Below are 26,697 nucleotides of genomic sequence, written 5' to 3'. Positions count from 1 at the left end.
ACGCACTAGGGTGTTTAAATTTAACATCTGTAATCCCAGCGTTAATTCTTATCAACCTCTGATTATAACTTGTTGATATACCAATCGAAAAATTCACTAGCACAGCTTTTCACCCGTTTACTGAGTCATACAATCCCAATGGCTTGCTTACATCACTGCTGCGCATTATGCACTAGAATGTTAAAGCTACTTTGGAATGTCCGGTCCTAAACCTACCTATATCAGTCTGCTTAGTAATTATCCCAATGGGAATTACTATTAAGTGAAAAAGAAATTTATTGATTCTAGGTCTTACTAACGTACGTGAAAAACCGCGATGCCAAGTTGACGCTGTTATCATTTTGAATCTGTCTGCTCGTCATACTCACGTTTAAACAAACTTGCCTCTCTTGGCGATCAAAGTCTTACACACGCTTCACGTAGACGTCCAAGTAATCGACACTACTCAGAACATTTTAAGCATTGAAATACTGAAATTTATTAGTGTGCATACTCCGACTTTTCACCAACGTTCGATCTGGAAAAACTGACGGAACTACATTATCTATTAGTCTGTAAAGAAATACTTCGTTAATGAATGCAAGCCTCGAATATATCTGACTCAACGCACGAAGACGTGAGCGTTGACGAGTTCGTATTGTTCAGCTTCATTCATAACTGCTGGCATGAAGACACGACTAACGCTCATTATGTAGTTTCCAAACTGATAAATATCAGCTGTATGTTGGCCAATGGACTTGCATTAACCTCTATATATACAAACCGGCATGGCTGGCTGTAACACTTTTACTAGGATAATAAAGTGTTACAGCGTCACTTAGGTTGTTTTGTTAGAATTTAATGATAGTTATAAAACTATCCTCAAGGAGTTTTAAGTGTCGCCACAGTTATATCTCATATCAGAGCTGATCGTGTTATGACCCCTACTTTTATATCGCTCCGTAACACTGATGATCGTTTGTCGGCATTAACAATGGTTTTCGAAGTTTAGAATTGGTTTGGTCTTCTTTTATGGCTGGTTATAACTAATGTAATCATAACTTACGAAGCAACTGAAGCGCACACGTTATGCTTTCTCAGGAACTATTCTTTAAAGGAAGTTTTATTGTTTATCGTGTCAGGCCTCATTGTATTTGAGATGTCGGTACTGGCGAGAATCAGAGATTCTTCTCCCTAAAGGAAATAAGTTATAGTGCGCTATAATGAGTATGGCGATGAAAAACCAGATCTATACGGGTTATCACTCTTCGATCATTTGAGAGAAAAGCCAATAAAGTAAACATTAAGTATGAAATTTATTGCTGGGCAAGATTAGATAGTCATAACAGAGGTATATAGTAAAATAAAGTGAGGTCTACATTAGAATAAACTCACGAATATAATAACCAACTATTATTAATCTTGGTGAAATCATTAATATAAACCTCGTGAATGAAAGCAAGAACTACTAGCTGAATTGTAATTGGTGTAGTGAATAATAAATTGAATATAAATTAAAAGTGATAATGGTGATTGTTATTTATAAATTTTTATTCTCTATTTTTAACTTTAGTCCTTTACACAATTACATATTTCATTATTCTAATAATCAGAAAACAAAGCTTTAAAAATACACTTATAGAAATGGAGTATTCTATGACACTGCCTTTAATGTGGTTTGAAACAAGTTTCGCTCGAATCAAAAAATGGGATACAGAAGGTCTCTCACTCTTGGAAACTGAAATAGCATTAGATACGTATTTAACCGAGAACAACCCTATTTCACTTGAAATGGCGGACTATGTAGCAGAAAACTGGACATGCAGAAGGATACAAATGCTTGATTCGGATGCACGCCGCACGCTAATGAAAATTTGGGATGAAAGAGAAATAGCAGCACAAGGCTAATGCTGAAATTTTGTGGTAGCAGCCGGGCTGCTACCTAGACTTTTTACGCCCTTTAGATTTAAAACTTTGGAATGGAAATACATTACGTATTTTTTGCTGGCTCTTTTTATTAATTTCTTTAGAAAACTTTAAGGTCATCCCTGATCGTGTTTGGTATACTTTTAAAAGGCCAGTAATATTGTCCCTTTCAGCAATCTCCTTGAGATTATGGTTAAATGAAGGTGGAATGTGCCCTTTAATATTCGTAATTTTACCGTCTTTAACTTGTACAGTGAGTACCGGACGATCAATCGCAACTAACCAAAAGACCAAAACAGCGCCAATTAAAATAACATACAGCATTAACCTACCCTTCCTTGTTAATCATCACCTAGTAACTTACTCAGATCTTGCTTTAAACTACTTACTGTTTTGGTTGCCTTTTCGCTTCGCGATGCTTCACTAAGTAAATATTCAATTGCCTCCGATAGCGTGCATCCCAATTCATTTGCTCGATATGACAGTTTTTCCCATACTCGATAGTCCAAATCAATAGACTTCTTCTTGGTATGAACCTGCTCCGCATTGTAATGACGTTTTCTTTTTGCACGGATCGCTTGCTTAAGCTTGTTGTCTACTTCCAATGACATATGCTCGCTGATCCAATCTAAGACGAGTGTAGGCTCATATTCAATGGCTTTTAATTGTGAAACAGCGTGCTCTATCTCACTAGTATCGACATACCGGGTGATATTTTCACCATCTCGATGTTTTTTAGACAAATATTGCCACTTCCAACCACACTCTAGGTTTTCAAGTTGTTGGTATTTCATTAAAAATTGCCTCGACATTGGTTAGAGTGACAGCGTAACCCACCTTCTTTACAATCTCAACAATTGTCCATTCAAAGTGAGAATCAAATCTCGCTGATTTACATTCTATTGACTAACTTTAGTAGCAAAATCGTTGTATACTCCATGCAAATCTAAACTAAGCTCTCAAATAATGAATCCAGTCCTTTGGCAAGATGCCTGCCCGCTTTACACCGATTATCAATCTACTTTAGAGAATATTGCGAACAACGCAGGAAAATCCTTGTTAGATTTGCAACCCCGACTGAGACAAACGCTTCAATACTTTGTTTCTCCGGCTTGTTTTTCTAAAGTACTAGTGATTAAAGATGGTGGCAGCCTTACCTATCGTCAGCTTGTCGCTAATGAACTGCGCCGCCTTGGAGAGCATGTTGTTGTTAGCGCAGATGTTCGCTCAGAAACATTGTTTGATCAGTATCAAGTTACAGCTGGTAACGTAGAGTCAAAAAAAGGGCTCATTCATCAGGCTGATACTGGTGTTCTGATCACATCAACGAATACAGTATTGTCAACATTGGTTAGTTGGACCAATACCAAAGCCCTACTGCAAGGAGCTCAGTTAGAAGCAACGCCAGTGAATCAGGCAAGTGCTAGTATCGATCAACCTAACTACAGCTCTAAATTTAAGCTAATCATTATCGGCGACAGAGAGCAGCTTGCAGAGCTCGATTATCTTGAAGCAGAGTTTAGATCAGGATTCATGCAATACACAGAGCTAGAAAGTGATTATAAGTTGAATGCCGAGTCAGTCTCTGCATACTTAAGTTTTGTCAAACAACTGATGATAGATAATTTACCGGGCTATACACTCGACACATCAGGCTACCTTCGCCTACTGCAAGCTGGAGCACGCGAAACCGAAGACAAGCAGTATGTTCCATTATCGTTAGATTGGCATCTAGCACTTCTGGGAGAAGCATCATCGTTCAGCAGTAATAGTGTTATTGCTGAAGACGATATTGAATCTGCGATGTTGGCAAAACGCTATAGAGAGGCGTACTTGCCGGCTCGTGCAGTGGATGACATTTTAGAAGGACAAGTGGTCATTGAGACTCAAGGCGAGCAAATTGGACAGGTTAACGGCTTAACCGTTATCGATATGCCTGGCCACCCGCTCTCTTACGGCGAGCCGGCACGAATCTCCTGCGTGGTTCACTTTGGTGATGGTGATATTTCTGATGTCGAACGAAAGGTTGAACTCGGTGGTAACATTCATGCCAAAGGCATGATGATCATGCAAGCATTTGTGAGCACTGAATTAAATTTAGATGCACCATTACCCTACTCGGCCTCTATCGTTTTTGAACAATCGTATTGTGAAGTAGATGGTGATAGCGCTTCATTAGCTGAGTTGTGTTCGTTAGTGAGTGCCCTTTCTGGTTATCCAATTGATCAACAAATTGCGGTCACAGGCGCAGTTGACCAATTTGGGCGAGTGCAGGCCGTTGGCGGCCTTAACGAAAAAGTCGAAGGATTTTACAATGTCTGTAAGCATCAAGGCTTTACAGGCAAGCAAGGCGTTATTTTACCTAAAACAAATGTTCAACATCTCGCGTTGAGCAAAGAAGTAGTCAATAGCATTAAAAGTGGTCAATTTCACATCTGGGCAGTCTCTCATGTTGTAGAAGTGATTCCTTTGCTGCTAGGAAAACCTTTTAAAAGTGAATCGGAAGAAAGCGTGTTAAGTAAGATAGCAGAACGCATTGAAAACTTTGAGAAACTTGAACTACCAGAAACCTTGTTAGAAAAAGTAAGAAACTGGTTTGTTTAGTCGTGGTCGGAGTTGTTTGGCGTACACGTGTTCACTAATATGCTCATATTAAATATTGGAGTGATTTAAAAAATGCAAAACAGACGTGATTCGTATACTCGTGAAGATCTTTTAGCTTCTAGCCGTGGTGAACTATTTGGTGAAGGCTACCCTCAGCTGCCTGCTCCAAATATGTTAATGATGGACCGTGTTACCAGAATGTCAGAAACAGAAGGTGATTTCGGTAAAGGTCTTGTTGTCGCAGAGCTAGATATCACACCAGAGCTTTGGTTTTTCGATTGTCACTTTATCGGTGACCCGGTTATGCCAGGCTGTCTAGGTTTGGACGCAATGTGGCAATTAGTTGGCTTTTACTTAGGTTGGATCGGCGGCGAAGGTAAAGGCCGAGCTTTAGGTGTTGGCGAGCTTAAATTTCAGGGCCAAGTACTTCCTACTGCCAAGAAAGTCACTTACGAACTGCACCTAAAACGTGTTGTTAATCGCAAGCTTGTAATGGGCATCGCAGATGGCCGAGTACTTGTCGACGGAAAAGTGATTTATGTTGCAAAAGATTTAAAAGTAGGCCTTTTTAAAGACACCTCTTCTTTTTAATTTGTATCAATGATTTAAGACGGCTATCTTAGCCGTTTTATTTTACTTAAATGCATTAAGTTATAGTGCGTTAGATTTATAAAAATAAAGAAGGGCGTCATACTAGCCCTTCTTAGTACTCAATTAAACTACTCCCGACTACTTGAAAAGCCCTGACTGCCTGTCATCTCTTGCATCACGCCAACCACCAAGCCAATAGGACTTAGCATCCATTTGTTGGTATGGGCAAGTTTCCATAGATTTCCCGTTCAACCCCGCTTTATAGCCTTGGGATTGAGCTCGATCTAAACGGTCACGCTTTTGTCTCTTCATAGTGCGGTCCTCGCTATACAAAGCTGACAGCTAGTCAGCCTTTTAATATTAAAGATTGATGGAGCTTTTGTGACTCCTCAGTAATAATTGCTCAATTTTTGGCAGAACTCAAGACGTAAAAAAGCTCGAATTCATATGAATAAATGCGAGCTTTTGTTTATAACAGGCTATTTGTTACGGCGTAACCCAAAGAAGCCTAAGAAAATCATAGCTATCCAACCTAAACTACCACCTTTACGCTCCACTGGTGGTGCTTCAATAGCCCGCGGAGTAATTGAACGCTCGTCTGCATTTGGGATCGGGATCAACTTAACCGCCACTACTTTTTCACGAGCCTGCCCATTACCACAGTATGAGTTGTGCCCGGTGGTGTCATACCCTTGCGGGCACTTAATTGCAGTTGCAGCGATGACACCATCATCGTTGATATCAGCTGCATCGATAATACGGTACTTGTTGTTATCGGCACTGAAATTGCCACCATTGGTCAGATCGTCAAGCAACCAAGGTTTACCTTGAAGTACGGCTAAACGTTCAGGATTGGTACCTGTGGCATTATAAGGATAGATAAACCCGCGCTGACGACGCTTCTTACCATAAAACTCCGTCGCTTGCTCTGCATCAACCGCACCAACAATCTCGTTGAAGTTATTGATTGCGCCCGTCTTACCACCAACACCACGGAAGAAAATACCGCTATTACCGTTTAGCTCATCAAAATATGAAGCAGTTGCACCACCGCCATCATTTACTTGTGCCAAGAACATTCGATTTGCCGCCGCGCCATTTTCACGCTTATCGCCACGCCGCTTCGCTTCCCCAATCAAAATTAACTGTTCATTGATGTCAGTTGCAACGGAGTTAGTATAAATGAAGTCGTCACCGTCTTTAATAGTTGCACGTCCGATGGCCTTCGGTGTCCACGCATTACCACTATTAATATCAGATCCAGTAGGCGAAAAGACGGTAGCTTGATTGAAAACATTGCTCCCATCACGATAACTATTTAACCCGACTAATACTGGTTGACCTGTAAATACTCCAGCCTTTGCGCTCACTACCGCAGCTCTAGCACTACCTTGCATCGCCTTATTATCAACGTTACGAGTATTATATGTATTTCCGTTTGTTTCTGTCCAAACTGAAGCCGTAATTGCCGTACCATCTCCTTTCCAAACCGCCGCTTTTGACGCAAAAGCAAAATGCTGACATTCACGTTTTGCTGCGGGGTCATCGCCTGACAAGCAATTATTTAGATCGCCACCCCAGTTTTTATTATCATCATTATAATTAAATGGGCCAACTGCTGCGCTCCCCACGTAGTATGTCCCTGAGCTATCAGTAAACGAATCCCACGCCATGGTGCGACCCATCTGAGTAGTTATCTGCTTTTCTTTATCACTACCATTGTCTGCTAAAGGTTTCAGCATTGTCGTAGTACTACCATCAAAAACATAACCACGTTGACGATAGGCTGTAGCAAGGTTGTTTGAATCTAACTTAAAATACCCAGAGCTCGCAGTACCAATAACTTTATCATCGTCAAGACGATTAACTACAATATTAGCGGAGTTTACCTCAGCGGTTGCTTTGCCCCCTGGTTGATAGTCTTCTGAAGTTGGATTAACCATTAACATTGGGGCGGCGACAGATGAAGCTGTGTTGCCACTAAAAGCCTGAGCATTTGATTTATATTCCGTAGCAATAAAAGCATCACGCTCACGCCTTAGTCCACCAAACGAACTAAAACTACGCCACATTTTATCAGTCCAAGCAGGGTCACACGTTTGATACCCTAACTCTGAACGACAATAATCGCGATTTCGTACCCAATCTGTGTAATAAAAACTGACATCCATATTATATGGTATTTCATCACGGTAAGAAAAACCTTCTGAACCGTTCCTAGAGTCACCATAAAGCATGTAATCGGGGCAAGTATCACCTTGAGTGAAACAACCCATTTCCATCGAAGTAAGATCACGGGATGTCTTCTCTACCGCAGAACCATAGAATTCCGTGTACTGTGCATCGTAAATACCACTACTGCTAATGCTCGCTGTCGGGTCTATCTCGACAATCTGATACAAAGCGGCATTTGCAGTGGTCGCAGCAAATACGCTTGCGGCCACCATTGAAATTTTAAATTTTTTACAACTCATGTAGGCTAACTTTCCTGTTGCATTGCTTCAAGCTCTTCCCATCGCTCGAAAGCAACGTCCAACTCTTGCTCTTTAGCAGAGAGTTTATCTAATATTGGTTGAGTTTCATCAACGGGTTTTGAGAAAAATTCGGTGCTGTTCACCACTTCTTGTAATGAACCCAACTCTTCTTCTAACTGCTCGAGTAACGCTGGTAGCGCTTCAAGCTCTCTTTGCAGTTTATACGACAGCTTTTTCGGTTTAGAGTTCACAGCATTGGCACTCTTTTTAGGTTCAACTACCGTTTTTTCTACCGCCTTTACCGGTTCTAAATCACGTCTTGTATTTTTGACTTGTAAACGTTGCTGCTGCGCATCATGATAACCGCCAACAAACTCTTCAATAACCCCTTCACCTTCAAAAATCCAGCTCGTGGTCACAGTATTATCAACAAATTGACGATCGTGGCTCACTAAAAGTAAGGTTCCTTGATAGTTACCCAATAAATCTTCGAGTAACTCTAACGTTTCGATATCAAGATCGTTGGTTGGCTCATCGAGTATTAGTAGGTTATTTGGTTTTAAGAAAATACGAGCGAGTAACAAACGGTTTTTCTCACCACCGGATAACGCTTTTACCGGAGTACGAGCACGCTTGGGGGCAAACAAGAAATCTTGCAGGTAACTAAGGGCGTGTCTTTCTCGACCGCCAACCGTCACTTCTTGCTTACCATCAGCTAAGTTATCGATTACTGTTTTTTCCGGGTCAAGCAACTCTCGGTATTGGTCGAAGTACGCCACTTCCAGTTTTGTGCCACACTTCAGTTTACCCGAAGACGGTTGCAGCTTATCAAGCAACAACTTAATTAGCGTGCTCTTACCACACCCATTTGGGCCTATCAAAGCGATTCGATCGCCTCTCATGATATTAAAAGAGAAGTCTTTAACGATAGTCTTTCCTTCAATATCGTAATTTAAGCCTTCCGCTTCAAAGACAATCTTACCTGAACGAGTACCGTCATCAACGTTGAGGTTAACTTTACCTTGAACCTCGCGACGATCGCTTCTCTCTTCACGAAGCTTTTTAAGTGCTCTAACACGGCCTTCATTTCTGGTACGACGAGCTTTAATTCCTTGTCGAATCCATACTTCTTCTTGGGCTAATTTCTTATCAAATTCTGCATTTTGCATCTCTTCGATGCGAAGGTTCTCTTCTTTTTCAATCAGGTACTGGCTATAGTTACCTGGATACGAAACCAATTGCCCTCGGTCTAAATCGACAATACGTGTTGCCATCGAGCTAATGAAGGCGCGATCGTGAGAAATAAAGATGATAGAACCGCGGAAATCTTTTAAGAACGTTTCGAGCCATTCAATTGTCGCAACATCGAGATGGTTCGTTGGCTCATCCAGTAATAGGACATCAGGATCACAGACCAAAGCTCGTGCCAACGCCGCCTTACGTTGCCAACCACCTGACAGATCGGTAAGCAGTGTCGCCCCATCAAGTTTTAACGCAGCAAGGATATTTTTGATGCGGTCTTCAAAGCGCCAAGCGCCGAGAACCTCTAGATTCTCTTGGACTCGCGCCAATTTATTGATATTTTTCTCGCTTGGATCTTGTGTCATTAGATCGAGCAGCGCATGGTACTCTTTAAGAACTTGACCTACTTCGGCAAGCCCTTCAGCCACATAATCTTCAACGGTACCTTCTTGGTTGCGCGGCGGATCTTGCTCTAAACGCGACACAACAACATCTTGAGTGATTTGAAGTTTGCCGTCATCCATAACGATTTCGCCAGCGATGACTTTCATCAACGTCGACTTACCGGCACCATTACGCCCAACTAAACATACACGTTCATTTTCTTGAAGTGCAAAATCTGATTTGTCTAGCAACGGGTGATCCCCGAATGCTAGTTGTCCATTATGAATGGTAAGTAATGCCATTAAGGTTCAACCATTGTGTTAATTGATGAATATCGAAGGGCCAATTGAGTTCTGAGGAACGAAATGAGACCACTGGAATAGTGACCCCGTAACGCCCAAAGAGCTCATCGTTAAATGCTATATCAATAATATCGAATTGTTGAGAAAGCCCGACGCGATGAAGTAGTTCGGATGCCATCTCACAAAGATGGCATCCTTCTGTGCTGTATAAGATCAGTTCCTTTGTCATTATTTCTCTCAGCTCTTGTGAGTAATAAGCCAGCAGTTATGAATGTGTTTGTTACGTGAGAAATCAAGTGGCAAGGTTTTATCTGAGATATTCTTCGCCACTAAACCGACTTCTGCCAAGGCATCGTGATCCATTTTGAACAAACGCTTGTTATTGGAAAATACTATGGCGCCATCAGCTCTAAGCAAACGCTTTAAGTTTTCCATCAACATCACGTGGTCTCGCTGTACATCAAATGATTGCGCCATTCGCTTTGAATTCGAGAATGTCGGTGGATCGATGAAAATCAAATCATAATCACTATTGGCGTTTTCTAGCCATTGTAGACAATCTGCCTGAATAAACTGATGTTGACTGCCCACCTGTTTATTCAATTGCATGTTCTCTTTTGCCCACTCAAGGTAGGTATTGGACATATCGACTGTCGTCGTGGACTTCGCACCACCCACAGCTGCGTGTACAGAAGCTGAGCCCGTGTAGGCAAATAAATTAAGAAAATCTTTGCCCGCTGCCATTTGACCTAGTTTTCGGCGAGTAATTTTATGATCTAAGAACAAACCCGTGTCTAAATAGTCATGAAGGTTAACGATTAATTTCACACCGTATTCGTTCACTTCCATACGGTCAGATTTCGCCGCCAACTTGTTATACTGTGAAGAGCCTTTCTTCTTCTCTCGCACTTTAATCACAACGTTGTTGGTTTCAATACCCGTCACATTAATACTTGCGCGAATAATGTCCGTCAAACGACGCTTAGTCTTTTCTTCAGGAATATCTTTTGGTGCGGCGTACTCTTGAATAACAAGGTGGTCTTGATAAACATCGATAGCCACATTGTATTCAGGAAGATCAGCATCGTAAATACGATAGCAATCTAGCTCTTCACGTTTCGCCCACTTAGCAATTTTTGCCAAGTTCTTTTTCAAACGGTTCGTGAAGTCCGGCGCGACAACTTGATCGCTACGTTTTTCCGCAAGCTGCTCCGCTGAGCGACCCGAAATTGAGTAATTCTTTTGGTGACACGGTAACGCACCGTTATTTAACTTGAACTGTTTATCCGCACGCATGCGTAAGCAGCTTAACAAATCATCTGAACTTGAGAAGATAGATGCTTTACTTCCACCAAACTCGATTTTTAGCTGGTTACCGAATTCAGTGTACAATGCGATAAGACCAGGTTCAGTACCAAGACGCTCACCATAAGGTGGATTACAAATAACAACGCCTTCTCCGAAGCCTTCAGGCTTAGTGAGCTTACTCGCATCACCTAATTCAAACGTAATCAAGCTATCGACACCAGCTCGACGAGCGTTGTCTTTAGCCGTCTGCAGTACGCGAGGGTCATTATCAAAGCCCCAAAATCTGCTGTCAGTCTTTTTGACACCGCGTCGACCTTGCACACTAGCTTCTGATTTTATCTCTGCCCACAGCTCTGGCTCAAAATCTTCGTGTGATTCAAAACACCAGCTTTTTCTCTTTACACTCGGCGCCATATTCGCCGCGAGCATCGCAGCTTCAATGAGCAACGTACCTGAACCACACATTGGATCAAGCATGTTATCCCCTTGCGCCCAACCACTTCGAGCAACGATTGCTGAGGCCAAGGTTTCACGCAACGGAGCGCGCCCGGCTTCAGTGCGGTAACCACGCTGATGTAAACCAGACCCAACCATATCAAGGCCGAGGATAGCTTTATCTTTATGTAAACGTACATGAACGCGAATATCAGGGTTTTCTTTGCTGATATTTGGGCGCGGTAAGCTTCTTTTGTTGAAGCAGTCCACTACCGCATCCTTCACCTTCATAGCACCATATTGGCTATTACGAATTTCTTGGTTGGTACCATTAAAGTCAACAATAAACTTCTTTGAGCTATGGAAATGATTAACCCAATTCACAGCAGACGCAGACAAGTACAAATCCATGTCGTCTTGACAGGTAAATTCAGCAAGAATTTTAACAAAGCGGGAAGCATATCGGCTCCACAGGCAAACACGATAGATCTGCTCATTGGTCGCTTTAAATTTCACTCCAGCCTGAACAGGATTGACGTTTTCAATCCCAAGTTGTTCAAGTTCACGAGCTAGTAGGTTTTCCAGCCCATTTGAAGTAACGGCAAGATATTGATTCATAGTGTATGTCTGACTGCGGAAAAATGGTGCTAATTATACCTGATAATACGGCGTCCCACTAACCAAACTCACGGCTTTCATCAGGATTATCGTTTATTTGCACAAGCTTTAGTCAACTGAAAACCAACACCATGTCTTGTAAATCCATTACGACCAGAACGACAAAATCACACCAAACTGTATACCACACAGCGGTAGTGACTACTTATTCACTCCAAATCTGGACTATACCAAGTGAGGAGTATTGGTGAAAGTTACTTACAAATAATCAAAAACGAGGAACTTATGCGGATTAAATGTCATTTTTTAGGTCAGTATTTACCCATTTTTTCTCGTAAATTTCTGGTTAATATGTGTTGATAGTCAAAATCTTGTAGGAGCAATGCTCTAAGGGATAGGAATATATGAGTGAGAATAATGTAGGTTTCGTTGTGACTGGGGAAACGTAAGCAAAAAAAATCGACCCTTAGGCCGATTTTTATTGCTTGAACATTGTTATGTTCATGAGATAAGCACCACTGCTTTCTCTTATGGCGTTGTTACGCCCTTAACCAACCAGAGCGATTGGTTGTAGCGAAGTCATGTAGGAATGAGCAGAATCCATTCTATCATGCATCACTTTAATGCTTTGCCCGAACTGAACGTCTTTACTTGACGTCAAGTTGAACGAGTCTAAATCAACTAACGCACACAAGCTCGCGCTTTCCCCTACCTCCAAGACAATGAAGAAACCGGAAGAATATTGATTGGTCAACCTGACCAACTCACCCTCTTCAGGTTGAAAGGAAGCATTCTGATGGTCAAAGAACCAGCTCTTAGGCTGTACTGGCTTATGGAAGCGCTTCGCAGCCACACAATACAGGGCGAGTTCGGCCTGTCGCGGTTCAGAGAGGTCTAGGTTAGCAATTTGGTCTTTATAGATTTGAAACGCGGACGCGTCATCAACTGTGAAGTTATTCTGACCCATCGCGCACTCAACTAAGAGTTTACGGGAAAGGTTGGTTTTAAAAACCATCTCATCTCCCAAATCCAGCATCAGAGAATTCTCATCCTCATCCATATACCAGATCCATGTATCGCTGGGTTTAAGCATCGTTCCGTCTCTTATAATTAAAGAATAATCAGACTGTTAGGTAAAACGCTTAATTACCTTTTTGGTCAGTTGACTCTAATTCTACAAACGATTGAACAAAAAAAAAGGGGAAAACTATTCCCCCTCTCAATGGTTGTTACTTGGACAGAACTATCAATATATGAACATATTGCTTCGTATCTAACCGATAGAGTCAAAGCTTGCCCTACAGATTTTTAACGATCTCTTTAACAAGCTTTGGTCCTTGGTAAATAAAACCAGAATACACTTGAACCAATTCCGCGCCGGCCATTAACTTTTCTTTGGCTGAGACATAAGAGTCGATGCCACCAACGCCAATGATCGGCAATTGACCATCAAGATACTTAGCTAACAAGCGAACGACTTCCGTACTACGAGATTGGACTGGACGACCACTTAGACCACCAGCTTCATTCGCATGCTTCATGCCTTCGACAATCGAGCGATCGAGCGTAGTATTAGTGGCAATAACACCATCAATCTTATTCTTAATCAACGAGTCACAAATTTGTTGTAGTTCATCATCGCTAAGATCCGGTGCAATCTTTAACGCCAGCGGCACATACTTGCTATGCTTCGACGCGAGCTCTGCTTGCTTCGCTTTTAATTCACAAAGAAGATCATCAAGTGCTTCCCCATACTGCAGAGAACGTAACCCTGGAGTATTCGGTGAAGAGATGTTCACTGCGATGTAACCCGCGTGTTCATACACTTTTTCCATGCAAATAACGTAGTCTTCTGCACCGTTTTCTATTGGTGTGTCTTTATTCTTACCAATATTAATGCCGATAATGCCGTCGTACTTGGCTTTCTTAACATTCTCAACCAAGTTATCAACACCGAGGTTATTGAACCCCATTCGGTTAATAATGCCTTCCGCCTCTACAAGACGGAACAGTCGCGGTTTATCATTACCAGATTGTGGACGAGGTGTTACCGTCCCTACTTCGACAAAACCAAACCCCATCGCACCAAATGCTTCAATGCACTCACCGTTCTTATCAAGGCCAGCAGCAAGGCCAACTGGATTCTTAAACGTTAAGCCCATGCATTCGACAGGACGATTAGGGAGATGTTGACGGTAAGCTAAATCAAGAGGAGTGCCGGTAAAGCGCTTAAAATTTTGAATAGCGAGATCATGAGCCTTTTCGGCATCAAGTTGAAAAAAGCCAGTTCTGGCAAGACGGTAAAGCATTGTGCCTCCGATAGATAACCCGTGTAAACGGGGAGGTATTATTGACGCAAACGTTTAAACTTGCAATTGAGAATTCGTTTTTATTTACCAAAAGAAATTGTTTAGCGGAATAAGTAAACGATTATTGGGTGACAATGTCACGGAATGGACGTTAACATAAAAAAAGCGCCCTATTTGGGCGCTTAGATAACGATATAGCACGTTGGTTTTTATTTAAATGCTCGTTGCACAATTAAGGTTAAGTAAACTTAACTCTCGCAATGCGACAGAAAACTTAGCAAATTCATGGACGCTACCCACTTTGAATTCATTAAGAATATTGTCCCAACGTTGCAAGCTAACTGCGTTCGTCTCCATCCAGTTATCAAGTGACAGGATCACATCTTGACCCTCGCCTGCGCAACCGCATCTCAACACTTGTGCCGTCAATTGACGTTGTTGCCAATCTAGATCTTCTCTAAATGCGGCCCTAGCAAGCGCTTGCCAGTTGTTATCCACCGCCTGTCCATTAATTTGATTAAGGAACCAATGCAGCGATAAACGGTCTCCAAGGTGGAAATACAATTTCGACGCTTGTTCGACATCATAGTTAGCTTCAGCCGCTATCTCGGAGATATCCACGGCAGATAATAAACTCGATAATCTTGAAACATATCTAGCAAGATCTTTATCTACTCCGCTTTCTATCCAGCCTTGAGCTTGTACATTGTGCTCTGCTACTTCTTCATCAACCAAGCAAGTCTCAAGTTTTTGTTCAATTTTAATCACGTTATCTCGATAGCGTGCCACTAGTTGCTCTACCGATTGTTTACCCGGGCGATTACGTAAGATCCATCGCGCTAATCGGCGAAGCGTTCGTCTCACGATAAAGAGTAATTCATATTGAGCTTCAGACGTAGCGATATTATCCAACTTACGAATTTGCTCAAATGTAAACGCAAAACCATAAATTTCTCTTGAAGCCGCATAAGCATTAGCAATATCAACCACTGTAGCACCGGTTTCTTCTTGCAATCGAGTAACAAAATTGCAGCCCATTTCATTCACCATTTGGTTTGCTAGACCCGTGGCAATGATCTCAGCTTTAAGCGGATGATTAGGCATACTATCAATATAGTTACGGCGTAACAGCGATGGGAAGTATTGAGTAAGTTGCTGATTATGGTATGGGTCAGTTGCAATCTCGTCCACCACAAGCTGCTCTTTCAATACCATCTTGCCATAAGCGACTAATACTGAAAGTTCAGGGCGAGTCATACCAATACCCTGTTTTTCTCTTTCCAGTAAATCGTCATCTGCAGGAATGTATTCAAGCCCTCGGTCTAGATACCCTGCTTTCTCCAATGTATGAATGAAGCGAATTTGCTCCTTCATTAATGGGACACCTTGGTATTCTGTTACGGAGATAGATTCCGCCTGGCAATAAGCATCATCAAGAACAATGTCACCGACTTCATCTTCCATCGCTTCAAGTGTTTCATTACGCTGCTTAATCGTTAGATCGCCGCTTGATACTAAGCTATTTAGGAAGATTTTAATGTTCACTTCATTATCGGAACAATCCACACCGCCGACATTGTCGACAAAATCGGTATTAACACGTCCACCAGCTAGTGCATATTCGACACGACCAAGCTGCGTCATACCTAGGTTGCCACCTTCACCAACCACTTTCGCTCGTAAATCGCTACCATTAATACGTAGCACGTCATTCGCACGGTCGCCAACATCAGTATGTGTCTCCGATGATGCTTTAACGTAAGTCCCAATACCACCATTCCACAAAAGATCGACTGGCATAGACAGCAGCATTTTAATGAGATCATTCGGTGTCACGGAGCTCTTCTTAGTGCCGATCATTTTTTGAATTTCAGGCGTCAGCGTGATCGATTTTGCTTTTCGAGGGAATATCCCACCACCAGAAGAGATCAATGTCGGATCATAATCTTCCCAACTTGAGCGTGGGAGATCAAACAGGCGTTTACGTTCGATCCAGCTTGATGCAGAGTCTGGATTCGGATCAATAAAAATATGCATATGGTTAAACGCGGCTTGCATACGAATGTGTTTTGATAGCAGCATACCGTTACCAAACACATCGCCGGCCATATCACCAACGCCTATCGCCGTGAAGTCTTCGCTTTGGCAATCAATGCCCATTTCTCGGAAGTGACGCTTAACCGATTCCCAACCGCCTTTTGCGGTGATGCCCATGGCTTTGTGGTCATAACCATTTGAGCCTCCTGAAGCAAACGCATCACCTAACCAGAAGTTATATTCTTCCGAGACCGAGTTAGCTAAATCAGAGAATGTCGCCGTTCCCTTATCCGCAGCAACCACCAAGTATGGATCATCTTCATCATGACGTACCACACTCTTCGGTGGTGCAACCTCCCCTTCAACGATATTATCTGAAACATCAAGTAAAGCTCGAATGAACTGCTTGTAACAACGCTGTCCTTCAGCAAAGATTTCATCACGAGTGGTTAGTTGAGGTTGACGCTTACAAACGAAGCCTCCTTTTGCACCTACCGGAACGATAACGGTATTCTTCACCTGTTGCGCTTTGACTAACCCTAGAATTTCTGTTCTGAAATCTTCCTGACGATCGGACCAACGTAATCCGCCACGTGCCACTTTACCACCGCGTAAATGCACCCCTTCAATATCTGAGGCATAAACAAAAATTTCAAAGGCCGGAACAGGCGCTGGAATATCCGGAATTTTAGAAGGCTGTAATTTAAGTGATAACCAAAGTTTGTGCAGTCCATTGCCATCTTTCTGATAATAGTTGGTCCGCAGCGTTGCGGAAATCATCTCGACATAACGACGAACAATACGATCATCATCCAAGCTTTCCACTTTATCGAGCTGCACATCAATTTTGTCGATAATACGCAGCTGACCTTTCTTACTTCCTTTCAATGATGGCATAAATCGTTGAGAGAAAAGCTCGACCAAATCTTTTGCAATTTCCGGGTAGTGATTCAGCGTGTCTTCAATATAGTGCTGGCTAAACGGAAAACCAACTTGTCTCATGTAGCGCGCATAGGCACGTAGAATAGACACTTCTCGACCTGTTAGTCCTGAACCCAAAACTAAACGGTTAAAACCATCACTTTCTAAGTCACCCGCCCAAATAGAAGCAAACGCCTGTTGGAAACGATCTCGAGCTTCTCGAAGATCAACCACCGTTTCACTTTTATGAAGCATAGCGAAATCAAGAATCCAATAACTGCCGCCATCGCTTTTGATGACTTCATAAGGCGATTCACCAATAACACGAAGTCCAAGATTCTCTAGCATAGGCATCACATCGGAAAGATGAATCGGCTCATCTCTATGATACAGCTTTAATTTCACTTCTTTCGAATCCGCCGCCGCTTCTTGTGGGCGATAGAACAACATTCCCAATTTGTTACTTTCACTCAACGATTCTAGACGCTCAATATCTGCAACGGCAGACGTTGGCATCATGTCTTCCTTATAAGAGCGAGGAAACGCACGTGAGTAGACTTTCGATAGCGGCAGTCCTTTACTTTCACCAAAGTTAGCAACAATCGCTTCAGACAAACGATCATCCCATGAGGCTGATACTTCCATTAAGTTTTGTTCGATCGCTTTTACATCGACATCCATGTTGTTGTTATCAACCCTTACTATATAGTGCGTTCGCGCTAACGGACTTTCTGAGAAATACGTGGTGAATTCAACTTCTTGCTCACAGCCAAAATAACTTTTTAAAATCCGTTGTGTATCTTTACGAAGTTGAGTGTTGTAACGGTCTTTACTCACATAAACCATACAGCTAAAGAAACGCCCAAATGGATCTCTACGTACAAACAATCGGATCAAATCGCGATCTTGCATTTGTACCACACCCATCCCTGTCTCAAGTAATTCCTCTTCTTTTGCCTGAAGCAATTCATCTCGTGGGTAGTTTTCAAGAATATTTCTTAACGCTTTATAAGAGTATGAGCCATTACGGTAACCGCTTAAGGCAAGAATACGCTCCATTTTCTCTCGGATCAGCGGAATCGTTGACACGCTTTGGTTATACACTGCTGAGGTATATAAACCGGTAAAGCGGTGTTCACCAATAACTTTGCCGTGTTTATCGAATTTTTTGATACCGATGTAATCAGTATACGCTGGGCGGTGGATACGGCTCGCTTTATTCCCTTTAGTGAGAATCAACAAGAACGGTTTTTTCGCTTCTAGCCTTGCTGAATCAGAAAAGTCCGAAATTTTAACCGCCCGAACACGTTGCTCATTGGAAAATAGTCCTAAACCTTTTTCTTCGGTTGGTTTAAGTATTGAATCACCGTCGACCTGAACGAGATCAAACTCTTTATAACCCATAAAGGTAAAGTTGTGATCGCCAAGCCATTCGAGAAAGGCCATGGTTTCATCAAAACGATCATCTTCCGTAGGCAACATCGCTTTATTCTTAAGAAGATCGTTAGTGATCGCCTTTAGCTTCTTCGACATAGGCTCCCAACCGTTAACCACCAGGCTCGTATCTTCAAATATCGAAACTAGCTCTTCTTTCAATGCTGTCATTTCTTGCTTATCGCTTAAGCGATCAACTTCAATATGGAAGATAGACTGCAGGTTCCCTTTCTTCTCATTAACTGACGTGATTTGTCCTTTCTCATCTCGTTCTAACTGAGTCGGGCCATGCAAGGTAATATGGCAGGTTAAATCCAGTCGATTAAGTGCCATTTTGACGGAGTCGACAAGAAATGGGGAATCAGGAACCGCAATCTCTACAATAGTATGTGTCGACTGCCAACCATGCTTACTCACTGCAGGGTTAAACACTCTGACTGAGATCTCATCGTGTTTCTTTTCATTGAGGTGATGCCAAAGGCTGATAACCGCACCATACAAATCGGATTCATTTCGCTGTAGCAAATCGTCTGGAGAGACATTGCTAAAGATATGTTTGGCGAGTTTGGTTACTAATGGCTGAGCCGAGCTTTCGAGCTTCGACTCAATCAATTTGTAAACTTTCTCCAGAAGAACCGGGACAACGGGTTCGCGCGTGGTCATAGTAACGCTCCACTTTCTATTTTTATGGGGGGATAAGGCTGCTTTTATTGTAAAAGCTTTATTGATAAAGAGTTAACAAAATTTGGAATAAGTTGGAGAGAAAAGTTTGATAGTGTGACTGATGCACTTATTTATCTTGCTAGCAAAGGGCCGAATTACAGTGAATCTAACCGTAAAAATTTATTGTTGTGGTCAGTTGTCAATCTAAAGCGACCTTTTATACCTATTTGTGTTAAATATGGTCGAAAACGAGCCGCCGGTAATTGAAGCTTCAGTCCGTTGTCTGTCACCACTAAAATATTAGCGGCGTGACCAGCGTAATGCTCAATAAATGCTTGATAGCGGATATTCATTGAAAAATGGTAATGGTTCATAACAATAATACTCCCTCCGAGAGATAACTGTATAAATACACAGTACTAATATATCTTCTCGTCTTTAATCTCTACTGTGCATCACGTTCTTTAGCAGTAAATTCAGTAACCAATTACGCCTTGATTAAGCAAAAATAACCGATTGTCTGACAAAAACCGCCAATACTGTATATAAAAACAGTAGTGGCGGTTTAGTATCTATTCACGTGACTTAACGTGGTCAACTAACTATCTGAAGCCTTATAGTTAAGCCTCTAGTGCCTTAGTGACTTTCTCGTACAGATCATTTGCTAGGTTATCCATCGCTTTCAATTTTTCTAATTCAGCAATGATCAAAGCTTGGCGATCGATATCGTACTTCTTGAATTTCAACAAAGGATCGATCAATCTCGACGCTACTTGCGGGTTAGATTCATTAAGGCTACGTAGAATTTCACCTGCAAACTGATAACCACTGCCTGATACATCATGGAAGCGACGTGGATTCATGTTAAGAAATGAGCCTACTAGACTTCTTACTCGGTTTGGATTGCTCAGGCTAAACGCACTGTGTGACATACACGCTTTAACATTTTCAAGCGCATTTTCACTTGGGTTTGAACCCTGCAATGCAAACCATTTGTCCATAACCAACCCATCGTGACTCCATTCATCGCTATAGCGTGCCATAAGGTTTTGTCTGACAGGCAAAGAACCACTGTTGGCAGCGACCATCGCGGCCATCGTATCTGTCATATTGTTTGCGGTATCAAACTGTTCAGACACTAAAGAAGCATACTCTTCCATTGTCGCTAAATACTGAAGGCAAAGATTCCGCAATGCTCGTTTCGCTATCGCACTATGGCTCACGCTATAATTTTGCTGGACGAGAGAATGATAGGTAGCAGATAGCTCATCCTTTAACTCAGTAGCAATAATGTGTTTTATACCTTTAAGCACATCACAAACCGCATCGACTGGGACAGTATCATACCAACCAGCAACCTCATTAAAGCTTGGTAAAGAAAGTACCTCTGCAATAAACGCAGGATCCAACTGATCGTTTAAGATCACTCCTCTAAATGCATCGACAACAAGCTCTGGCAATATAATAGACTGTTGATTGAGTACTGCTTCAACGTTTGATTTAACATACTTTGCCAGTAACATCTGGCCGGCATCCCATTTGGCAAATTCATTTCGTGCGTGAATCATTAAAAATGCGAGCTGTTCATCTGAATAATCAAATTCCAACTTTACTGGCGCAGAAAACTCTCTCAACATCGAAGGCGTAGGTTCTACATCAACATTTTCGAAGACGAATGTTTGCTGTTGTTGAGTAAAACTTAGCACATTATCAATCGCCTTTCCGTTACACCGTAACTCTAGCGTATTCCCTTCACTATCATACAGTTCTACGTCAAATGGAATGTGTAGCGCTTGTTTATCCTGTTGATCTTGTGTCGGTTTAGTCTGTTGGGTAAGCGTTAACGCGTAGGTTTTTTCGTTTGCATCGTAAGTTGCTTTCACACTGACCGTTGGGGTACCAGATTGGCTATACCAAAGGCGGAATTGTTTCAGGTTGATTCCCGACGCATCTTCCATTGCACACACAAAGTTTTCACATGTTGCAGCCGTTCCATCATGGCGCTCAAAATAAAGCTTCATTCCCGCTTGGAATTTATCCTCCCCTAGTAAAGTATGCATCATTCGAATTACTTCACTGCCCTTCTCATATACGGTTAAGGTATAGAAGTTATTCATCTCAATAACTTTTTCGGGGCGAATAGGATGTGACATTGGGCTTGCATCTTCAGCAAACTGAGGGCCACGGATGATTCGAACATTATTAATACGGTTCACTGCACGAGAGCCAAGATCTGATGAAAACTCTTGGTCACGAAATACGGTTAAGCCTTCTTTTAAACTTAACTGAAACCAGTCTCGACAAGTGACTCGGTTACCGGTCCAGTTATGAAAATACTCGTGACCAATAACCGCTTCAATACCTAAATAGTCTGTGTCTGTCGCCGTTTTTTCGTTGGCTAGAACAAATTTAGAGTTAAAGACATTTAAACCTTTATTTTCCATTGCCCCCATATTGAAAAAATCTACGGCAACAATCATATAAATGTCGAGGTCATACTCTAACCCAAAACGCTCTTCATCCCACTTCATCGAATTGATCAATGACACCATGGCATGATTCGCTCGGTTTAGATTGCCCTTATCAACAAAAATCTCCAATGCAACCTTGCGACCAGATCGTGTTGTATACTGATCGCTCAACACATCAAAGTCACCTGCGACTAACGCAAATAGGTAGCAAGGTTTTGGATGGGGATCTTGCCAAACAACATAATGTCTTTGCGCATCCACCTCACCTTCTGCTACTTTATTACCATTACTGAGCAGGTGTGGAAACGCTGCTTTATCGGCAATCACTTTTGTGGTGTAAGTGGCAAGAACATCCGGTCTATCTAGAAAATAGGTAATGCGTCTAAACCCTTCGGCTTCACATTGTGTGCAATAGGCACCGTCTGACAAATACAGACCTTCTAGTGCGCTGTTAGTAACTGGTGAAATCTTGTTTTCAATTTTAAGCTCAAAGTCGGCAGGCAAATTTGATAACTCTAGACCTGATTTTAACTGCTTAAAATCAGACCACTCTTGTCCATTGATATGTACCGCGACTAATTCAATTCCTTCACCATCTAGAAGTAAAGTATTTGAATCTGTATTTTGTCTAACGGTAGAGATAGCCGTGACCTGAGTTTCACGCTCATGAAGATCAAAAGTTAGGTTTACATCTGAGATAAAATGGGAAGGCGATTGATAATCGCTACGGTATTTGGCTTTAGGTGCTGACTCCGTCATCCTTTAGTCCTTATTAGTTATAATTAGCATTTTTGCTATGAATACTGAACGATTATAACGTCTACTATCAACCGATTGCAGTTCCTTAACAAAAAAAACGCCAATAAAAATTGGCGTTTAATAATAGAGACATCATTGGGTGTCACCGTATTCGATTAAGGACTGCAAACATATCACCATCTTCTACTTCTAGAGTCAGTTCATCTTGATTCAAGGTGTAGGTGGCATCGTGCTCACCATCTGGATAAAGCAAAACAATGTGGTCGTCTTCCGTGTAATACACACCACTGTGAATGGCTTCATTTCCTTCATTAGAACTTACGCGGAAAGTAAAAACAAAATCTGGTTGCAACACTAAATCCATTCTCGCAATGTCATTAGCATGTTTGTCATCTCCGGTTACCGTAGTCGATGACCAAATTCCTGCAAGCGCGTTGGGGAGCGCCTTGGTAAACACTACTCCATTTAGGTTTAACATATGGTGGTTGCCACTGTAGTTATAGACTTGAGGTTCGTCACTGTTTAGTCCCAAGATGATGGTATCTTCGTTAGCAGTAAATAAGCCTTCCCAGTGTTCGATACTGTAATCTTGCTTTTGAATATCAATGTTAAACGAGTAATTCGAATCAAGAGAAAGTTTAATCGCTAAAAAAGCATCCGGCGATTCTTCAGGCGTTGGATTTATCAGATACCAATCCCCCAGTAAAAAAGGCTGATCAAACTGAGTTAAATCATTATTGTCTTTACGAGTATCAGAAAATACGCCAAACGATACCACACATAAAACTACCGTAATCCATCTCATATGCTTCCCCTTTGCTGTTTACTTAAGCTTAGGCGCTCAATACGAGAATGCTAAATTTTTTGATCTAAATCACAAATATCATTGGATAGTATCAGCTTTGAGAACGTAAATTTTAGACAAAAAAAAAGCGAGCTCATCGCTCGCTTTTCTAATATTACTGCGTTTCTACTGTTTAATCATGTCAACCATAATGGCGACTGATTCGTCTAGGTACGCATCAGGTACTTCGTAATCTTTTGGTACATCATCGAGCGTAGCAAAAAGGTCCTCACCCGCCGCTTTTTGGCGAGCATTAATACGATTAAGTCGTCGAACATCGTGATCATCACTTTCCGCTTGCCTTGTTGCTTCATTTAACGACAATGTCTTGTCATCTTTATCCGCGTTGTACTTAGCAATGTCTTCAGCGATAAATCCAAACTCCATATCCGCACCAATTCGGGCTTCATGCATCTTTGTTAACGCTGCAATGGTCTCGTCGTTACGCTGTAACACTTGATATTTAGCTGGGTCAATACTGTCCCAAGGTAATGCGTTATCTTCGACACTCTCACCAGTTTCCGCTGGATCGATGGGTGTTGGGAAGGCAATATCAGGTACTACCCCTTTATTTTGCGTACTCCCGCCATTAATTCGATAAAACTTTTGAATCGTGTACTGCACATAACCTAATTCTTTATCGAATAAATCGTAGATGTGATTCAGTGAACGGTGCTGTTGTACAGTACCCTTACCAAATGAATTCTCACCTAAAACAATGGCGCGACCATAATCTTGCAATGCCGCCGCAAATATCTCAGATGCCGAAGCGCTGTATCTATTTACGAGTATGGTTAGTGGACCTTCGTAACTCACTTTTCCGTCGGTATCGTTATTGACGTTCACACGACCATAACTATCACGAACTTGGACCGCTGGACCACTGTCGATAAACAACCCAGTCATAGCCGTTGCTTCTGTTAACGCACCACCACCGTTATTTCGCAAATCAACAATAATACCATCGACACCTTTCTCTTTTAGCTCGGTGATAAGTTTATCGGTATCTTTCGAAAGCCCTACATAATAACTAGGAACTTCGAGCACACCAATTTTCTTACCATCTTTCTCAAAGATTTCAGACTTAACCGCACGGTCTTCTAGGCGAATTTTATCTCTGGTAATTTCAACCACTTGCGCTTTGGCATCTTTACTATCAGATAAAATTTGCAACTTAACTTTGGTCCCTTTTGGCCCTTTTATAAGTTGCACGACATCATCGAGTCGCCATCCAATGACATCAACGATCTCTTTGCCGTCTTGACCGACACCAATGATTTTGTCGCCTTCACCGAGTTGCTTACTTTTTGACGCAGGGCCACCAGCAACCAGAGAACGAATAATCGTATAATCATCCGTCAATTGAAGTACCGCACCAATCCCTTCTAGAGATAAGTTCATCTCAGATTGGAATTGCTCCGCAGAACGGGGAGATAAATAACTCGTATGCGGATCAACCTCACGCGCAAACGCGTTCATGTAGATCTGAAAAGCATCTTCGTTATGAGATTGAGTGATACGTTTGATCGCGTTGTTGTAACGCTTACCTAACGTTTCTTTTATCTCGTCCCAATCTTTACCGGCAAGCTTTAGGTTGAGCGCATCATATTTAACGCGCTTACGCCACAGCTCATCAAGTTCAGCTTCATTTTTAGCCCAATCAGCTTCCGAGCGGTCAAGCTCTATCTCTTCATCGATATCAAATTTCATCTCGGTATCAAGTAGAGATAATGCATAAACAAAACGATCGTAGCGTTTCTGCATTGAAAGGTTATAGACGTCAAACGCAACCTGATTATTACCCGCTTTTAGTTGATCATCGAGCACTGTCGACCAAGCGTTAAAGCCATCAACATCAGACTGGGTGAAAATGTTACGGTTGTAGTCGAGCATTTCCAAATAACGATTGAACATCGCTTTAGAAAACTCATCATCTAGGGTGAAATGCTTATAGTGAGATCGGGTAAAGCGAGACGTAACTCGTTTACTCGCGGTTTCATGTTGTGCTTCTGGAGCTAATGTCGGAATATCAGTTTTCTGATACTTAGCTTCTAAAGCGTGAGCTGAAGACGCTGCTAGCCAAAGGCTAGCAGCAATCAAAGATACTTTTGAACGGCACTTCATGCGTAGGAGTTTCTCCTTTAAGCGCGCAAATGCTCCGCTTTAACAACCATTTGTAGGCCATTTACTAGCTGAACACGCACATCTTCCTTATTGATTTCAACAATGGTCGCAGCCATGTTTCCTTTACCCATGTTTACGTTAACGTCTTTGCCTACGATCAGTTCGTCGTTATTCAAAGCACGCGTTTCAACAGGCTTGCTTACTTTTGCGTTTTTGCTTGCACTACTTTGTGGTTTACGAGCTTGAGGCTTTTTAGCTTTAGGCTGTTTCGCTTTTGCTTCTTCACGCGCTTTCTGAGCTTGCTCTTTGCGGCGATTTGCAACTTTTGCTTTGCTTTCTGCTAGTGTCGCTTGAGCATGTTCTACATGTTCAGCTTCTAATTCACCACAAGCATTACCATCTAAATCAACTCGTACTGCACCTGGTTTAACACCGTGCAGGTAACGCCAAGAAGAAGTGTACTGTCTTAACGCTGCACGAAGCTGAGTTTTACTTACTTTTTCATCATCTTTCAAGCGTTCAGCAAGATCTTGAAATATACCAATTTTAAGCGGTTTTGCTTCACCTTCTACAGTAAAGCATTTAGGGAAACATTCAGCAACATACGCGATAATTTCTTTGCTGTTCTTCAACTTCTCAGTGTTTTCCATGTGGGTTCCTGGTTAATGCGGTTTTCCGCGAAGCATTAAGAAAAATATTCTTGGTATTATAGAGACCTGCTATAGAAAAACCACCAGCAAATGTGATTTTAAACCACGTTTGCATGGGAAATGAGCACCTTTTCTACAGATCTCATGAAGTTTGTCAGTCCAATTTCGTCAATTTCGGAAAATCGATTAATACTTGGGCTATCGATATCCAAAACACCAACTACCTCACCATCCATAGAAAACGGAATCACAATCTCAGAGTTACTCGCAGCATCACAAGCAATGTGCCCTGCAAATTCATGAACGTCTGCAATTCTCTGAACCGTATTCGTTTCAACCGCCGTGCCACAGACTCCGCGCCCTACCGGAATTCGAACACAAGCGGGTTTACCCTGAAAAGGACCTAAGACTAACTCACCTTCCTTCATAAGATAAAAACCGACCCAGTTAAGATCGTCTAACTCCATATTAAGAAGTGCACTAATATTAGAAAGGTTAGCGATAAAATCCGTTTCTGAATCCGTGAGGGCAACGGCTTGTTTAGCGAGGCGATCGTAATTGTCTAAATTCATGATATTTCCATTAATATAGTGCTTTGATTTTGTTCTAATCCACGTACAAT

19 protein-coding genes are annotated in these 26,697 nt (G+C 41.9%); 3 read left to right on the top strand and 16 right to left on the bottom strand.

The features are described 5' to 3' along the window. Window positions 1-1,635: 1,635 nt before the first annotated feature. Complete coding sequence (locus M9196_RS18775) at window positions 1,636-1,887, top strand: hypothetical protein (RefSeq protein WP_250619041.1); 252 nt, start codon at window positions 1,636-1,638, stop codon at window positions 1,885-1,887. 30 nt (window positions 1,888-1,917) lie between these two features. Here the strand turns inward: M9196_RS18775 and M9196_RS18770 are convergent, their stop codons facing one another. Beyond that, window positions 1,918-2,229, bottom strand: coding sequence for a DUF3634 family protein (locus M9196_RS18770; RefSeq protein ID WP_250619040.1), 312 nt, complete (start codon window positions 2,227-2,229; stop codon window positions 1,918-1,920). Window positions 2,230-2,246: 17 nt separating this feature from the next. Next, entirely contained in the window at window positions 2,247-2,699 is a 453-nt protein-coding gene (gene matP / locus M9196_RS18765) for a macrodomain Ter protein MatP (protein WP_250619039.1), read from the bottom strand. A 172-nt stretch (window positions 2,700-2,871) separates the two neighbouring features. Here matP and M9196_RS18760 point away from each other — a divergent pair, with 172 nt between their 5' ends. Together M9196_RS18760 and fabA are read left to right on the top strand one after the other, a co-directional pair. Further along, window positions 2,872-4,509 carry a S16 family serine protease gene (locus tag M9196_RS18760; protein WP_250619038.1) on the top strand — a complete coding sequence of 546 codons (1,638 nt, stop codon included), beginning with the start codon at window positions 2,872-2,874 and terminating at the stop codon, window positions 4,507-4,509. Window positions 4,510-4,581: 72 nt separating this feature from the next. Continuing rightward, window positions 4,582-5,100, top strand: a complete 519-nt coding sequence (fabA, locus tag M9196_RS18755) for a bifunctional 3-hydroxydecanoyl-ACP dehydratase/trans-2-decenoyl-ACP isomerase (protein ID WP_250619037.1) — start codon at window positions 4,582-4,584, stop codon at window positions 5,098-5,100. Window positions 5,101-5,238: 138 nt separating this feature from the next. Here the strand turns inward: fabA and rmf are convergent, their stop codons facing one another. From rmf to M9196_RS18685, 14 genes are all read right to left on the bottom strand, one after another. Beyond that, window positions 5,239-5,412 carry a ribosome modulation factor gene (gene rmf, locus M9196_RS18750; protein ID WP_250619036.1) on the bottom strand — a complete coding sequence of 58 codons (174 nt, stop codon included), beginning with the start codon at window positions 5,410-5,412 and terminating at the stop codon, window positions 5,239-5,241. Window positions 5,413-5,579: 167 nt separating this feature from the next. After that, window positions 5,580-7,574, bottom strand: coding sequence for a DUF3466 family protein (locus M9196_RS18745; RefSeq protein WP_250619035.1), 1,995 nt, complete (start codon window positions 7,572-7,574; stop codon window positions 5,580-5,582). Window positions 7,575-7,579: 5 nt separating this feature from the next. Further along, complete coding sequence (locus M9196_RS18740; RefSeq protein WP_250619034.1) at window positions 7,580-9,502, bottom strand: ABC transporter ATP-binding protein; 1,923 nt, start codon at window positions 9,500-9,502, stop codon at window positions 7,580-7,582. Next, window positions 9,480-9,731 (bottom strand): glutaredoxin family protein, encoded by a 252-nt coding sequence (locus M9196_RS18735; RefSeq protein ID WP_250619033.1) that lies wholly within the window; start codon window positions 9,729-9,731, stop codon window positions 9,480-9,482. The genes M9196_RS18740 and M9196_RS18735 overlap by 23 nt, the downstream gene beginning before the upstream one ends. Before the next feature lie 8 nt (window positions 9,732-9,739). Then, complete coding sequence (rlmKL, locus tag M9196_RS18730; RefSeq protein WP_250619032.1) at window positions 9,740-11,863, bottom strand: bifunctional 23S rRNA (guanine(2069)-N(7))-methyltransferase RlmK/23S rRNA (guanine(2445)-N(2))-methyltransferase RlmL; 2,124 nt, start codon at window positions 11,861-11,863, stop codon at window positions 9,740-9,742. Between the two features lie 547 nt (window positions 11,864-12,410). Next, window positions 12,411-12,956 (bottom strand): cell division protein ZapC, encoded by a 546-nt coding sequence (locus M9196_RS18725; RefSeq protein ID WP_250619031.1) that lies wholly within the window; start codon window positions 12,954-12,956, stop codon window positions 12,411-12,413. A gap of 205 nt (window positions 12,957-13,161) precedes the next feature. Then, window positions 13,162-14,172 carry a quinone-dependent dihydroorotate dehydrogenase gene (gene pyrD / locus M9196_RS18720; protein WP_250619030.1) on the bottom strand — a complete coding sequence of 337 codons (1,011 nt, stop codon included), beginning with the start codon at window positions 14,170-14,172 and terminating at the stop codon, window positions 13,162-13,164. A 213-nt stretch (window positions 14,173-14,385) separates the two neighbouring features. Beyond that, a complete protein-coding gene (locus M9196_RS18715) occupies window positions 14,386-19,227 on the bottom strand; it encodes an NAD-glutamate dehydrogenase (protein WP_250619029.1) in 4,842 nt (1,613 codons plus the stop codon). A gap of 155 nt (window positions 19,228-19,382) precedes the next feature. After that, window positions 19,383-19,601 (bottom strand): DUF2835 domain-containing protein, encoded by a 219-nt coding sequence (locus M9196_RS18710; protein ID WP_250619028.1) that lies wholly within the window; start codon window positions 19,599-19,601, stop codon window positions 19,383-19,385. A 246-nt stretch (window positions 19,602-19,847) separates the two neighbouring features. After that, window positions 19,848-22,457: an aminopeptidase N gene (pepN, locus tag M9196_RS18705; RefSeq protein WP_250619027.1), complete on the bottom strand. Its 2,610-nt coding sequence runs from the start codon at window positions 22,455-22,457 to the stop codon at window positions 19,848-19,850. Window positions 22,458-22,599: 142 nt separating this feature from the next. Then, entirely contained in the window at window positions 22,600-23,262 is a 663-nt protein-coding gene (locus tag M9196_RS18700; protein ID WP_250619026.1) for a hypothetical protein, read from the bottom strand. Window positions 23,263-23,427: 165 nt separating this feature from the next. Beyond that, window positions 23,428-25,425, bottom strand: a complete 1,998-nt coding sequence (prc, locus tag M9196_RS18695; protein WP_250619025.1) for a carboxy terminal-processing peptidase — start codon at window positions 25,423-25,425, stop codon at window positions 23,428-23,430. Between the two features lie 17 nt (window positions 25,426-25,442). Then, the gene (gene proQ, locus M9196_RS18690) at window positions 25,443-26,075 is read right to left on the bottom strand and encodes an RNA chaperone ProQ (RefSeq protein ID WP_250619024.1); all 633 of its coding nucleotides are present in this window, start codon (window positions 26,073-26,075) and stop codon (window positions 25,443-25,445) included. A 98-nt stretch (window positions 26,076-26,173) separates the two neighbouring features. Beyond that, window positions 26,174-26,647: a GAF domain-containing protein gene (locus M9196_RS18685; RefSeq protein ID WP_250619023.1), complete on the bottom strand. Its 474-nt coding sequence runs from the start codon at window positions 26,645-26,647 to the stop codon at window positions 26,174-26,176. Between the last annotated feature and the right edge of the window lie 50 nt (window positions 26,648-26,697).

The organism is Vibrio methylphosphonaticus (assembly GCF_023634655.1).
Classification (GTDB): Bacteria; Pseudomonadota; Gammaproteobacteria; order Enterobacterales; family Vibrionaceae; genus Vibrio; species Vibrio methylphosphonaticus.
Note: the sequence above shows the minus strand (reverse complement) of the source record. Positions and strands in the feature narration are given on the sequence as shown.

Coding starts and splice junctions, on each gene's coding strand:
- pyrD (WP_250619030.1), bottom strand. CDS start 14,172: ATGCTTTACCGTCTTGCCAGAACTGGCTTTTTTCAACTTGATGCCGAA.
- M9196_RS18685 (WP_250619023.1), bottom strand. CDS start 26,647: ATGAATTTAGACAATTACGATCGCCTCGCTAAACAAGCCGTTGCCCTC.
- M9196_RS18775 (WP_250619041.1), top strand. CDS start 1,636: ATGACACTGCCTTTAATGTGGTTTGAAACAAGTTTCGCTCGAATCAAA.
- M9196_RS18740 (WP_250619034.1), bottom strand. CDS start 9,502: ATGGCATTACTTACCATTCATAATGGACAACTAGCATTCGGGGATCAC.
- rlmKL (WP_250619032.1), bottom strand. CDS start 11,863: ATGAATCAATATCTTGCCGTTACTTCAAATGGGCTGGAAAACCTACTA.
- M9196_RS18725 (WP_250619031.1), bottom strand. CDS start 12,956: ATGCTTAAACCCAGCGATACATGGATCTGGTATATGGATGAGGATGAG.
- rmf (WP_250619036.1), bottom strand. CDS start 5,412: ATGAAGAGACAAAAGCGTGACCGTTTAGATCGAGCTCAATCCCAAGGC.
- fabA (WP_250619037.1), top strand. CDS start 4,582: ATGCAAAACAGACGTGATTCGTATACTCGTGAAGATCTTTTAGCTTCT.
- prc (WP_250619025.1), bottom strand. CDS start 25,425: ATGAAGTGCCGTTCAAAAGTATCTTTGATTGCTGCTAGCCTTTGGCTA.
- M9196_RS18700 (WP_250619026.1), bottom strand. CDS start 23,262: ATGAGATGGATTACGGTAGTTTTATGTGTGGTATCGTTTGGCGTATTT.
- M9196_RS18715 (WP_250619029.1), bottom strand. CDS start 19,227: ATGACCACGCGCGAACCCGTTGTCCCGGTTCTTCTGGAGAAAGTTTAC.
- proQ (WP_250619024.1), bottom strand. CDS start 26,075: ATGGAAAACACTGAGAAGTTGAAGAACAGCAAAGAAATTATCGCGTAT.
- M9196_RS18735 (WP_250619033.1), bottom strand. CDS start 9,731: ATGACAAAGGAACTGATCTTATACAGCACAGAAGGATGCCATCTTTGT.
- pepN (WP_250619027.1), bottom strand. CDS start 22,457: ATGACGGAGTCAGCACCTAAAGCCAAATACCGTAGCGATTATCAATCG.
- matP (WP_250619039.1), bottom strand. CDS start 2,699: ATGAAATACCAACAACTTGAAAACCTAGAGTGTGGTTGGAAGTGGCAA.
- M9196_RS18710 (WP_250619028.1), bottom strand. CDS start 19,601: ATGAACCATTACCATTTTTCAATGAATATCCGCTATCAAGCATTTATT.
- M9196_RS18745 (WP_250619035.1), bottom strand. CDS start 7,574: ATGAGTTGTAAAAAATTTAAAATTTCAATGGTGGCCGCAAGCGTATTT.
- M9196_RS18770 (WP_250619040.1), bottom strand. CDS start 2,229: ATGCTGTATGTTATTTTAATTGGCGCTGTTTTGGTCTTTTGGTTAGTT.
- M9196_RS18760 (WP_250619038.1), top strand. CDS start 2,872: ATGAATCCAGTCCTTTGGCAAGATGCCTGCCCGCTTTACACCGATTAT.